The sequence below is a fragment of the Synechococcus sp. WC101 genome (genome assembly GCF_047461555.1).
Classification (GTDB): domain Bacteria; phylum Cyanobacteriota; class Cyanobacteriia; order Thermostichales; family Thermostichaceae; genus Thermostichus.
Window position 1 is genome coordinate 1 of the sequence record NZ_JANSHG010000065.1, and the last position, 12,502, is coordinate 12,502.

Genomic DNA, 12,502 nt, shown 5'->3' on the forward strand with positions numbered 1-12,502 from the left:
CACCGAGCGATGGGCACAGTACTGTAAACCTAAAAACGTATCCACCGGCGCATAGGGCCCGCCCAAGGTGATGATCCCGGCAGCGTACATTCGCCCATCCCAGTTGCGCATCTCCACCAGCTCAAAGTCGTTGGAGACATGCAAGCGCCCGTGAGGATTGAGGGGCAGGTTGTAGTGGGTAATTAGATCGTTGAGGAGAGGATTGGTCATGGGATCCGAAACCAAACCCGTACAGTCGATAACGAAATCGGCCTCCACCTTTAATTGCGTGTTGTTGTGGGTACCTCGAATGTAGGTTACCGGCTTACCCTTGTCGCCGGGAACCACCGACTCCACCTTGCCGAACACAATCGAGTACCAGCCCTCTCGCAACCCTTGCCGCACGATCCGCCGCCATTTCCGCCGACTTGCTGTCGTGGTGCCGCCCCAAGCTTCCAGCAGTTCGCGCCGTTCCAGGGGGGTCGCCGCTTCCAATTTGGCACGCAGAACTCCTCCCCAAGTGGCCTTGGGCCAGTTGAAGGGCTGAAACTCCCAATGGTTCTCCACTGCCCGTTTGGCTCGTCCGAAGCGATTACCGCTTTTGGGCGCACGGCTCAGATGCACCACCGAGATGCGGGGGTTGACTTTGCGGGCTTCGTAAAGGCGTTCCATCACCTGAGAGGCGACGATCCCAAATCCCCGAATTAGGACGGTGCCACCTTGTTTCTCCAACTGCTCATAAACGTGATCATGAGGCTCATAGCCGTGTACCACCGATCTCAAATCTCCTGTTTTTTCGCGAAACTCCTGCAGGTCGTTGAGCAACTTGATGGCCGGATATCCAGTTGCCAAATGGAGATACTTGGCCACCATAAAACGGTGATCTGTATGGCCGGGCCGCGTTGCCGAATAGGCCACCACATATCGCCCATCCTCCGTTTTGCGAATGGCGCGAATATGGCCGTAACACAACATTTGCTCCCAACCAATTCGGGCTGCCTCCCGATCCATTGAGGCAAATACATCCCCCGCCCGCGGCGTATAGGTATCTGCCAACAAGGGCTCACTAAATACCTGCCACAAAAAGCCGAATGCTTCCAACAATCGGCCGGAGAAAAAGGAACGCCAAGCATCTCGCAGGGCATAGCCGGGCCAGCCCCAAATGTTGTCTGGACAAGAATCGGAGCCAGAGCGAATTCGCTTCCAGCGGGGGATCTGGCAGTTGGTCAAAAGCCGTTCATACCGTTCGTAGGGTTTGCGGGCAATGCTGATGACGCGGATGTGTTCCGGTCTGACCCCGTAGATGCGCAGGGTATCCACCCAGACAAAGCTGCCGATACCGCCGCCCAAGGCCAAATAGAGGGTCTCTTCCACAGGTAGTCCGGTGGCTTTGAGGGCGCTCAGGGCAATTTGCTCAGCTCGAAACAAATCCGGCGGCGGAAAATCCGAGCCAGCCCGCACTTCAGGAAGCTGCTCTGGGGTAAAAACCACCGTGGAAGCCGGGGGAACCTCAAATGCGGTGTCGGGTTGGGTGGCCGGGCGAATCAGTTCGGTGCGCGGCTCCAGCAAAAGAGTAGGGGTGCCGGTCAAAAGGGTGGCATTGGGATCCCTGGGGGACACCAAACCCACGGTGATGCTGTAGGGGCCAAGCTCCACCACTTCTCCCCCCTGGAGCACCCGGCGTGCCTGACGGATTTTTTCCCCATTGATGCGGCTGCCGTTGGCACTGCGATCTTCATAGATGACCTGGCCATCCTCACCGAGATAGACGAGGGCGTGATAACGGGAGATCTCCTGGCTGGCAAACACAGCCCGCGCCACTTCTCGACCTTGCCATTCCTGTGGCAATTGGGCCAGCTCCCTGCCCAAGGCAAGAGGCAATGGAAAAATCAGCTCCTGCTGTTCTTCGGTGATGGGATCTTCCCAGCTCAGTTGAATTTGCATAGCTTCTGCTTACCTTTACAAAGATCATGAAGAGGCCATTGAGAAAACACAGAACAGCGCGACCTCACAGGTCACTTTTGGTTTGCCCGGGATCCCTTTTTTCTATCCCCCACGGACTTGGATCAGCCACTGGGATCTGTAAGAAGAATAGAAAGGGTTGGTCCTCTAGAGAGGAGGTTGTGGGGCTTTGCCAGCTTCTGGAGGAGGGATCACCAAGGTAGCGCTCAAGACCAAATGTCCACAGTAGGGACAATTCTGACCCTGATATTCTGGGGGCAGGTAGTGAGGGTTTTCCAGGCGGCTGCACTTAACCTTGAGGGCGTCCAAAGTGCCGCGGCTGAGGGGAACCCCCTGATTCTTCCTGGCCACTTCTATAGACTTCACCCTCAGCACAATGTGCCCCAACTGAATTTGGCTATTGGCCTCAAGCGCAAGCTCTTCCTGAATTATTTTTCGGCCATTCACCCAGACGGGGTTGGGCTGCTTAGGAGGCAAACGATCCCGAGTTAAGTTGCGAATGTGAAAGTTTAAGGTTTTGGGATCAAAATAAAGCCCGGCGTGAACTCCTGAGACCGAGCGAGTTGGGTCATTGAGCACCACATCACAGCTCGGATCCCGTCCAATGGTAACCAGCTTGGAGGGAACAGGCGAAACCGTTTGCGATCGGCGCCGGTCGGCCTCGGTCCATTCTAAAGTGAGTTGACACACGATCCCATTCTCCACAGTTCAGTGCCTCCATTCCCTGTGATCGGCTTCAGCATATCGAAAGGTCAGCTTGGGAAAAGCAGAAGATGTCTTTTTCGTCAAAATTGTTATCTTTTGTTATCTTTTTGGATAACTGTAGCCTATTCCCCCGACCAAAGGCTTGCGCTGATCCGGATCACCTGAGTTGGGATCTCCGAGTTACATTCCTGCTGGAGACCGTGCCCAAACGCTCCGCGCCGCTTCCGCGACCACCCTCAGCTCCTCTTCCAGAGGGAGAGGGGAGCCAGACGGAAAGGTTTCATTCATGATGTTTAGACCATGATGTTTAGAGTGACTACATACTCGACTTTATCCCCACCCGATTTGAAGCAACAAAACTCGATCTCCTCAGGAACGGCGAGGCCGTTCAAGTTTGACCGAGGTGGCCTGATCCCTTGGCCGGAAGCCTCAGAAATCCACCTGAGAGATAGGGCCTAGAGTGAGTTTTGAGTTTCTGGGGATCCTGCAAGACTAGTATCCTCTGTGTCTTTATCCAAACCGTTTTCAAAGCACTCCGGTAAATGGGAAACTGCCGCTGCCCAGCCGCTCCTGCCGATCGAACACACTGATGGTGAGCTGATGGGATCCCGTCTGGGTGACGGTAAAGCGGCTCTGGGGCAGGGTAAGCCCTGTTACGGTACAGGCGGTGGCTCCAACGAAGCAGCCGGGCAATTGGGAAGCGTCGAAAGCCCCTAGGGTTACAAAGTTGCCCAGGGGAGTGGTGACGGCAGCCAAGAAAGCGTTGGATCCGCGGATCCCGGCAGGAGCCTCGACGCGGAAGGAGACGACAAAGGTGGGGGTTTGCCCTACGGGGACGGTGCGGGGCGAGAGATCGGTGATGGTGAGAGAAGGAGGAGGGAGGGGCGTCGGCAGGGGCAGGGGGCTGCTGCTGGTCGTCTCCCCGCATCCCGCCAAAACGACGCCCAGGAGCCACAGCAGGGGGATCCGTCTGTTCAGGAGTTGGGCAGGCTGCATAGGTTTCCGTTACCTTCAAATGAGCTGGGTTGCAAGTCTTCTCTTGGCAGAAAGGGAGGGTTCCTCCTATCCTCCCCTGCCCAGGGCTTTGGCTCGATTGTGGCGGGAGGGTCTCGACGGAGCCAGTCCTTGGAAAGGAGAAAACCTGGCTAGAAGCAGCCTGAGCTCCTTCGCCTATTCCTCTTGCAGGAGCTTTTGGCAGGCATTGGCAATGGCCCAGTCTTCCTGGGCTGAGATGACCAACACCCGCACCGGAGCATCAGAGGTGCTGATGTCGCAGTTGCGCGGGGATCCGGCGTTGAGAACTGGGTCGATCTGGATCCCCAAAAAGCCTAGGTTGGCACAGGCTGCGGCCCGTACCGGCGCCGCGTTTTCCCCGATGCCGCCGGAGAAGACCAAAGCATCCAGCCGATCCAGGCTCATGAGCATGGCCCCAATCTGGCTGCGCAGGCGGTGGATGAAGAGGTTAAAGGCCAGCTCGGCGCGGGCATGGCCTGCCTGCATGGCTTCCAGGATCACTCGCATGTCGCTGCTGAGGCCGGACACGCCCTGCAAGCCCGATTCCCGGTTCAAGATCCGATCCAGCTCCTCCACGTCCATGCCCCGGCGCAACTGGTGGATGAGGATCCCCGGATCCACCGAGCCGGAGCGGGATCCCATCATCAGGCCCTCCAGGGGGGTGTAGCCCATGGTGGTGTCGACGCTGTGGCCCCCGCGAATGGCCGCCAGAGAACAGCCATTGCCCAGGTGGCAGGTGATGAGCTGCAGCTCTTCCAGGGGCCGGCCCAGGATCTCAGCGGCGCGGCGGGCGCAGTGCTCGTGGTTGATGCCGTGGAAGCCGTAGCGGCGGATCCCTTGCTCGGCCCAGGCGTAGGGAAGAGGATAGAGGGCGGCTGCCGCAGGCATCTGCTGGTGAAAAGCGGTGTCGAAGACAGCCACCTGCGGGATCCCAGGCAACAGTTGGCGCAGGAGGCGAATGCCCTCAAGAGCAGGGGGATTGTGAGCCGGTGCCAGGGGGCTTAGTTGCTCGATGGCCTGTTCCACCTCGGGCGTAATCAAGGTGGGCTGGCGATAGAGGGATCCCCCATGCACCACCCGGTGGCCAATGGCCTTGATCTCAGCCGCTGTGGCCAACGGGGATCCCTCCCCCTGCCAGAGGCTTTGAAAGAGGGGAGCCAAACCGCTAATGCCGGCTTCTGGGGCAAGGGGGGGAAAAGATTCCCAGGGGCCGCCCCGCCGCCGAGTTTGAATCAAGACTTGGCCGGACTGGTAGGCAAAGTCCACCTGCGCCTGCCAGAGGGGGGTGGCCTCCACCTTGCCCTCAACGGTTGCAAAGAGAGAGGACTTGAGGCTGCTGGAGCCGGCGTTGACGACCAGGATGGGCACGGGATCCCTCCTTTTATTCCAGGCTAGCTGGCCGTTTGCGCCTGCAGGGTTGGGAACTCAGGCAGTTTGCGCCTGGCGCACCAGGCCTGTGGCCGCCAGAGCAGCCAAGGCGCGATCCCGGTAGCGGGCGTAGCGCTCTTGTTTGCTGCGAACTTTTTGCCCCTCCAGCTCCGGCAGGAAGCCAAAATTGGCCGGCATGGGCTGGAAGTGCTTGGGATCAGCGCTGCTGATGAACTGGAATAGGGATCCCATCATCGTCTCCGGCGGCAGCGTGATCAAAGGCAGCCCCAGGGCCAGGCGGGCGGCGTTCTGTCCGGCCAGCCACCCTCCTGCCACGGCACAGGCGTAGCCTTCGGTGCCCACCAACTGGCCGGCAGCCAACAGCGTTGGCCGGCGGCGAAATTGCAACGTAGGCAACAGAAGCTGCGGCGAATTCAAAAAGGTGTTGCGGTGCATCACGCCAAAGCGGACAAACTCCGCCGCCTCCAGGCCAGGGATGAGGCGAAAGACCCGCTGCTGTTCTCCCCACTTCAAATTGGTTTGAAAGCCCACCAGGTTCCACAGCTTGCCCGCTTTGTCCTCCTGGCGCAACTGCACCACCGCATAGGGCCGCGATCCCGTGCGCGGATCCACCAGCCCCACCGGCTTCAGGGGCCCAAAGCGGAGAGTATCTTTGCCGCGGCGGGCCATTTCTTCAATGGGCAGGCAGCCCTCGAAAAACTTGCGCTCCTCCTTTTCAAAGTCTTTGAGGGGCACCTGCTCGGCCTCCACCAGCGCCTGCCAGAAGCACTCGTACTCCGCCTCGGTCATGGGGCAGTTGAGGTAGGCCGCTTCCCCCTTGTCGTAGCGGGAAGCCTGAAACACCACCGCCCGGTTGAGGGAATCCCCGGTAACAATGGGGCTGGAAGCGTCAAAAAAGCTCAGGTATTCCAGGCCCGTAAAAGCTTGCAGCGCCTTAGCTAAGGGCTCGCTGGTCAGCGGGCCCGTGCAGAGGACGGCTATCCCTTCCGGGATCCCGGTCACCTCCTCCCGGCGCAGGGTGATGAGGGGATGGTTGGCGATGGCTTCTGTTAGGGCCTGGCTAAAGCGAGCCCGATCCACAGCTAGGGCCCCCCCTGCCGGCACAGCGTGGCGATCCGCGGTGGCGATCACCAGGGATCCCAGTTGGCGCAGCTCTTCCTTGAGCAGGCCTGCCGCCCGGTCGCTGGCTAGGGCCCCGAAGGAATTGCTGCACACCAGCTCTCCCAGTTGATCCGTGTGGTGGGCCGGGCTCTGCCGCACAGGGCGCATCTCCGACAGGATGACGGGCACCCCCAACTGGGCAATCTGCCAGGCGGCTTCTGTCCCCGCCAGCCCCCCACCCACCACATGGATGGGAGCTAGGGTCTCTGCTCGGCTCATGGAATGGGGCATCATGACCTCCCGCAACAGTCCTCAGGAAGCGAAAAAGGGGCCCTCGCTGGGCCAGAAGAGCAACCTCCCAAGGAGGTGACCTTGATGATCAGCATGGCTCAAGCTGGACGGTGTAGGGCAAGCGGTTGGAGAATAGGCCCCACCGATGGAGGCCAACCAGGCTGCTGCCCAACTCCTTGCCCGAAGAGGGCTACAGCTAGATGAAGGCGCTTCCCCACCCCTCCGTGGGCTCTCTTCCAGCCAGAGTTCCTCCCGTCCTGCAAATATGCCCACTCTCGACCAGGAACAACTCCAACAAGCCTACTTTTTGGCAAACGGCAAGCAGGACACTGCCCTGCGGCTTCAGGCGGCAAAATGGATGCGCAGGTAATCTTCCTCCATCTTGGCACGGGCCGGCTTCATGGCGGCCAGGGTCTGGGGCAACACCAGGTTGCGGCGGTGGTTGCCAATGCGGATGTTGAGCTCGTCGCCAGTTTTGCTCAGCTCCACCTGCTCTTTTGGGATCCCGGGCAAGTACAGATCCAGGCGGTACTGGCCGTTGTCGCTAGCCACGTTCATCGTCTGCTCGGCGTAGAACACCTCCGCCGGGTTGCGATCCCCCCAGAGATCCTTTTTCAGGCGGGCCAGGGCGTCCCACCCCACCAGCTCCTCTGGGTAAAGCGGGATCTCCACCACCGGCAGGGGGGCAAAGTTCTCGTGGATCTCCTGGCGATATTTCTGCTGGGCGGCCTTCCAGGCGGCAAAGTAGGGATCCACCACCCCTTCCGGCAAAATGCGGTTGGCAATCACCAAATCGGTGGCGACGCCGTAGAGGCTGAGGTAGGCATGGGCCCGCAGCGACTCCTTGATCACCATCTTTTCGGGGTTGGTGACTAGGCGCACCGAGGTGATGCGGTTGTCGGTGAGGATGCGCTCCAGCCGCTCGATCTTCTGGTAGAACTCGTAGGGGGCATCCAGCACCTGGTCATCCGGCAGGGGGATCCCGGTTAGCCCTTTTACAATCGGCTCGGCAATGGGGCGCAGCACCCGCGCCAACCCCTGCAAAGGTTTGTAGAACTTGCGCATGTACCAGCCGGAAACATCGGGCAGGCTCAAAAGGCGCAAGGCCGTACCGGTGGGAGCCGAGTCGATAATCAGCACATCAAACTTGCCCTCGTCGTAGTGGCGGTTGACCCGCACCAGGGCGAAGATCTCGTCCATCCCCGGCAGCACCGCCAGCTCCTGGGCCTGCACGCCATCCAGCCCGCGGGCCTGCAACACCTGCGTGATGTAGGTCTTGACGGATCCCCAGTTCAGCTCCAGCTCCTGCAGGGCGTCTAGCTCTGCTCCCCAGAGGTTGGGCTTGACCTCCACCGGCTCGTGGCCCAGGGGCTGGTCGAAACTGTCGGCCAAGGAGTGGGCCGGATCCGTGCTCAACACCAGGGTCTTCAGGCCGAGCTCGGCACAACGCCAGCCGGTTGCTGCCGCCATCGAGGTCTTGCCGACCCCACCTTTGCCGGTCATGAGGATGATGCGTTGCATGGGAGCGCTCTTTACGTTCTTTTACAGCTCTAGGCTAACCGATTTGCCCCTCTGCCCACAGCGGCCTGGAGGGCAGTTACCAGGTACACTATTGATTGCCTATGGCTGGCCAAGGAAGTAACGGCCAGAAAGCAAGCCTGTGAAGGCGGATGGGAGGTGTAAGATGATGCGTCGTTGGCCCAATCTGCTGCTGATTGCCATCCTCACATTGGCTCTGTGGCTGGGATCCCTTCCCGTCCAGGCGGCTGCCGCCTTGCCCCGAGAGCTGCAGCAGCTGGAGCAACAGGTGGAGCAGCTGCAGAGCCTGGTGGATGCCGAGGACTGGCTCGAGATCCGCTCCTACATCCATGGGCCGATGGGCATGACCCGCAAGACCTTGAACGGCCTGGCGGCCACCCTGCCGGACAAGCACAAGCGGGAGATGCGGCGCCTGGCCAAGGAGATGGGCCGCGGCTTGGAGCAACTGGACTTTGCCGCCAAAGCCTACGACCAGCCGGAGGTGGAGGTGGCCCAGGCCAAGGTGAGAAAGACGTTGCAAGAGCTGAAGGCCCTGTTTTCCCAGGCAGGGATCCCTTCATCCAGCTAAGGGAAAACGCTCCCGCAGATCTTGAACTACCGGCGGGGGCACCAGGTGATCGATGGGGCCGCCCAGCTTGGCCACCTCCTTGACCAGGCTGCTGCTGACGAAGCTGTGTTCGCTGGCGGTGGCAAGGAAAAGGGTTTCCAGCTCGGGGGCCAGCAGCTTGTTGGTGTGGGCCATCTGCAGCTCCACGTCAAAGTCGGACAAGACGCGCAAGCCGCGCACGATAACTTTTGCCCCCCGTTGGCGGGCATAAGCCACTGTCAAGCCGGAAAAAGTATCGACCTCAACGTTTTTTAGGTGGGCAACAGAAAGGCTAATCTGAGCCTGCCGCTGCTCCGGGCTGAACAGAGGGGTCTTGTTGGGGTTTTTCAAGACGGCGACGATCACCTTGGAAAACAGGCGGCTGGCCCGCTCGATGATATCGAGGTGCCCAAGGGTGATCGGGTCAAAGCTGCCAGGATAGAGGGCGATCATGGTCTAAGGGGAGTACCGCTTTTCCTTACCCTACCTGCTCTCGCGCCCAAGCCAAATAGGTTGCACTCACGTGGCTGGCCGGGATAGCCAGGATCTCCGGCTCCTGGTAGGGGTGGAGCTGCCGCAGCCGCTGTTCCAGGCGGGGATAAGCAGTGGAGGGCAATTTGAGCAACAGCAAAAACTCGGCCTCCCTCTGCAGGGATCCCTGCCAGCGGTAGTAGGAGGTGATCGGCGGCAGCACCTGGGCACAGGCCACATAGCGCTCGGCCACCAGAGTGTGTGCCAAACGATGGGCGTCGGCTTCGGATCCCACGGTGGTCATGACAACCGCCAGGGTATCGGGGGCGGTCTTTTCCTCCATCGGAAGCAAGCTCTAGGCGTCGACCTCCCCTGATCGTACCGCTGGATCCTCGGATCGCCATCCCAGTTGGGTCAAGCCCCCCGGAGCGGCGGTGTGGCCTTGGCAAAATAGGGCCGCCTTTGGTGCCAGCGCCAAGCTGTCTGCAGGATCTCGGCCAAGTTGGTATAGCGAGGCCGCCAGTTGAGGTCACGGGTAATGGCCGTGGCGTCGCCCACCAACCGCGGCGGATCCCCGGGTCGGCGCGCCCCCACTTGCACAGGGATCTGCTTGCCGGTCACGGCCTCGGCTGTGGCAATCACCTCCCGGACAGAAAAACCTTGGCCATTGCCCAAGTTGTAAGCAGGTTGCAGAGGCTTGCCAGCCGCCAGCGCCTCTAGGGCCAAGACATGGGCTTGCGCCAGGTCGGCAACATGGATGAAGTCGCGGATACAGGTACCGTCAGGGGTATCGTAGTCATCCCCAAAGATGGTTAGGTGAGAGCGCTGGCCAGCGGCAACTTCTAGGGCTAGGGGGATGAGGTGGGTTTCTGGGTCATGGGCCTCGCCGATTTCGCCGTCAGGATCGGCGCCAGCGGCATTGAAGTAGCGCAGGCTAACGGATTGGATCCCGTAGGCAAGCTGGAAGTCCCGCAGCATCTGCTCCACCACCAGCTTGCTCTGGCCGTAGGGGTTGATGGGGCGCTGGGGGTGGGTTTCCGGGATCGGGATCTGCTCCGGCACGCCGTAAGTGGCACAGGTGCTGGAGAAGACAAGGTAGGGGATCCCGTGATCCCGCATGGCCTCCAGCAAGGTCAGGGATCCGGCCACGTTGTTGCGGTAGTATTTGCCCGGATCCTTGACCGACTCGCCCACGTAGGCATAGGCGGCAAAGTGAATCACCCCTTCGGGCCGATACTGCCGAATGACCTGATCCAGCCGCTGGCGGTCGGCAATGTCGCCGATTTCCAAAGGCCCCCAGCGAACGGCCCAAGGGTGGCCGTAAACCAGGTTGTCGTAGGCAATTGGCAGGTGGCCGTGGGCTGCCAGGGCCTTACAGGTGTGGCTGCCGATATAGCCCGCGCCGCCGGTAACCAGAAGCCGCATAGGTCAGGGGGAAGGAAATTCCTGTCTAGAATACAGCTACTCTTGCAGACCTTGGCAATGGCCCCGGCCTATTCCAGGAGCTGATGCCAATCCAGATGAGGCCGCCAGGCCTCTGCCAGACGATCCAGCAGTTCTTCGCGTTGCTGGGCATAGTGGCCGTCCAACTCCGGCAAGGGATCCCAGCCTTTTTGGCGGCGCAGCTCGTTTAGCCAGTGGCGCCGCCAGCGGTGGTTGTCGAAGAGGCCGTGCAGATAGCTGCCCCAGACCCGGCCTGTGGGATCCCGCCAGCCCAGGCCTTCTTGCTCGAAGATCGGCAGGCAGCCAGCGGGATCGGCCTGGGTGGATCCCTGATGGATTTCGTACCCCTGGACGGGAGCGGGGGCGGGCCAGCGGCTTTGCGTCTGCACCTGCTGGGTAACCTTGGTGGGTTGCAAGACAGTAGTCAGCGGCAAGAGGCCCAACCCGGGGTAGGTGCCGGCAACTCCCTCTCGGCCTTCGGGATCGGCGATGGTTTGTCCCAACATCTGCAGCCCGCCGCAGATGCCAACAATGTGGCCGGAATAGTGGCGCAGTTGGTCGGCTAGGCCACTCTGGCGCAGCACCAGCAGATCCTTGAGGGTGGTTTTGCTGCCGGGCAGGATGACCACATCGGGGGATCCCAGGCTCTGGCCAGGGCCAACCCAGCGCAGATGGACGCTGGGCTCTGCTAGCAAGGGGTCGAAGTCGGAGAAATTGGCCACCTGGGGCAGGCGAACCACGGCAATCTCCAGCCGGTCTCCCCGCCGGGGACGGCGAACTTCCCAGAGCTGGGGGCCGGCCTCCAGGCCCAGCGAATCTTCCTGAGGCAGCGCCCAGTCCAGCCAGGGCAGAACTCCAACCACGGGGATCCCGGTGTAGTTCTCCAGCCAATCAAGGCCGGGCTGCAGCAGCTCCCGTGCGCCGCGAAACTTGTTGATAACAATGCCGCGAATCAGGGCCCGCTCGGCCGGCTCCAGCAACTGCAGGGTGCCCACCACATGGGCCAGCGCCCCACCCCGGTCGATGTCCGCCACCAGCCAGGTGGGAGATCCCAGATGCAAAGCCACCCGCGTGTTGGCCAGATCCCGGTGTTTGAGGTTTACCTCCGCCGGGCTGCCTGCCCCCTCGCAGATAATCCACTCGTACTGCTGTTGCAAGCGGGCCAGGGCCGTTTTCACCGCCTCCCAGGCCGGCGCAAACCAGCGCTCGTAGTACTCGCCGGCGCGACAGGTATCTACTGCCACGCCGTTGAGGACGACCTGGGAAGTCAGGTTGCCCTGCGGCTTGAGCAAAATCGGGTTCATCTCCACCGCGGGCGGGATCCCGGCGGCCCAAGCCTGCAGAGCCTGCGCATAGGCAATCTCATGGCCCTCCGGGGTGACGTAGGCATTCAGCGACATGTTCTGGGCCTTGAAGGGGGAAACCCTCTTCCCCGCCTTCTTCAGGAGGCGACAGAGGGCAGCCACCACAAGGGTCTTGCCCACATGGGAAGCAGTCCCCACCACCATCAAGGAGCGGCAAGCACTGCTCATTCGGCTCCCTTTCCCTCCCAGGCCGATTGTCCACCCTCTCCCCTAAGCCGACTGCGCTAGGTTGACGGATTGGCCCTCTGCTGGCCAAAGTCTTCGCGCCAGCAATGCAAAAAGCGTACCCTTGCGCCTAGCGAGAAGTTCCCGAATCAGCGAAGGGGAACTGCCCAAAAAAGCCTTCTGCTGTCTCAAGCAGACCTAGCCCAGCTTAAGACTGGGGCAGATGGATTCGAACCACCGAATGGCGGGACCAAAACCCGCTGCCTTACCGCTTGGCGATGCCCCAATTTACACTGCTTCACTACTTTAGCGATGCAACCTTGGATCTGTCAACGGGCTGCGGCCACCTCTCATCTCCTCAGGAACCAAGTTGGATCCTTTGCCGAGGTCAGGGTTGACCTCAAAAGGGTTGGGCAGAGGGGGAATGCGGGCCACCTCGAAGAAGTAGGCGCGGATCTCCGGCCCAAAGTAGATAACATCGCCACTCCTCAAG

The 12,502-nt window shown here is 60.8% G+C and carries 11 protein-coding genes, 1 tRNA gene and 1 pseudogene; 1 reads left to right on the plus strand and 12 read right to left on the minus strand.

Annotation, left to right across the window (positions count from 1 at the left end):
* The 6 genes from NW809_RS06125 to NW809_RS06150 all read right to left on the minus strand — a co-directional run.
* Positions 1–1,923: FHA domain-containing protein (locus NW809_RS06125; protein ID WP_414401742.1), on the minus strand; the 1,923-nt coding region annotated here is incomplete at its 3' end.
* A 165-nt stretch (positions 1,924–2,088) separates the two neighbouring features.
* Entirely contained in the window at positions 2,089–2,631 is a 543-nt protein-coding gene (locus NW809_RS06130; RefSeq protein WP_011431471.1) for an FHA domain-containing protein, read from the minus strand.
* Positions 2,632–3,171: 540 nt separating this feature from the next.
* Positions 3,172–3,642, minus strand: coding sequence for a hypothetical protein (locus NW809_RS06135; protein ID WP_011431470.1), 471 nt, complete (start codon positions 3,640–3,642; stop codon positions 3,172–3,174).
* A 174-nt stretch (positions 3,643–3,816) separates the two neighbouring features.
* A complete protein-coding gene (locus NW809_RS06140) occupies positions 3,817–5,028 on the minus strand; it encodes an acetate kinase (protein ID WP_099812726.1) in 1,212 nt (403 codons plus the stop codon).
* A gap of 57 nt (positions 5,029–5,085) precedes the next feature.
* Positions 5,086–6,441, minus strand: a complete 1,356-nt coding sequence (gene trmFO / locus NW809_RS06145) for an FADH(2)-oxidizing methylenetetrahydrofolate--tRNA-(uracil(54)-C(5))-methyltransferase TrmFO (RefSeq protein ID WP_414401748.1) — start codon at positions 6,439–6,441, stop codon at positions 5,086–5,088.
* Between the two features lie 342 nt (positions 6,442–6,783).
* Positions 6,784–7,962, minus strand: coding sequence for a TRC40/GET3/ArsA family transport-energizing ATPase (locus NW809_RS06150; RefSeq protein ID WP_414390718.1), 1,179 nt, complete (start codon positions 7,960–7,962; stop codon positions 6,784–6,786).
* 163 nt (positions 7,963–8,125) lie between these two features.
* On the opposite strand from NW809_RS06150, the gene psbQ reads away from it, so the two are divergent.
* Positions 8,126–8,548: a photosystem II protein PsbQ gene (gene psbQ / locus NW809_RS06155; RefSeq protein WP_414401743.1), complete on the plus strand. Its 423-nt coding sequence runs from the start codon at positions 8,126–8,128 to the stop codon at positions 8,546–8,548.
* On the opposite strand, the gene coaD is transcribed toward psbQ, so the two are convergent.
* From coaD to NW809_RS06185, 6 genes and pseudogenes are all read right to left on the minus strand, one after another.
* Entirely contained in the window at positions 8,537–9,019 is a 483-nt protein-coding gene (coaD, locus tag NW809_RS06160) for a pantetheine-phosphate adenylyltransferase (protein WP_414401744.1), read from the minus strand. The genes psbQ and coaD overlap by 12 nt on opposite strands.
* 25 nt (positions 9,020–9,044) lie before the next feature.
* On the minus strand, positions 9,045–9,380 hold the full coding sequence (gene cutA, locus NW809_RS06165; protein ID WP_414401745.1) for a divalent-cation tolerance protein CutA: 336 nt from the start codon (positions 9,378–9,380) through the stop codon (positions 9,045–9,047).
* Between the two features lie 71 nt (positions 9,381–9,451).
* Positions 9,452–10,462: a UDP-glucose 4-epimerase GalE gene (galE, locus tag NW809_RS06170; protein WP_414401746.1), complete on the minus strand. Its 1,011-nt coding sequence runs from the start codon at positions 10,460–10,462 to the stop codon at positions 9,452–9,454.
* A 68-nt stretch (positions 10,463–10,530) separates the two neighbouring features.
* Entirely contained in the window at positions 10,531–12,012 is a 1,482-nt protein-coding gene (locus NW809_RS06175) for a cobyric acid synthase (RefSeq protein ID WP_414401747.1), read from the minus strand.
* A 211-nt stretch (positions 12,013–12,223) separates the two neighbouring features.
* Positions 12,224–12,295 (minus strand) — tRNA-Gln (locus tag NW809_RS06180).
* 20 nt (positions 12,296–12,315) lie between these two features.
* A pseudogene (locus tag NW809_RS06185) lies at positions 12,316–12,502 on the minus strand (FHA domain-containing protein); the annotation flags it as partial.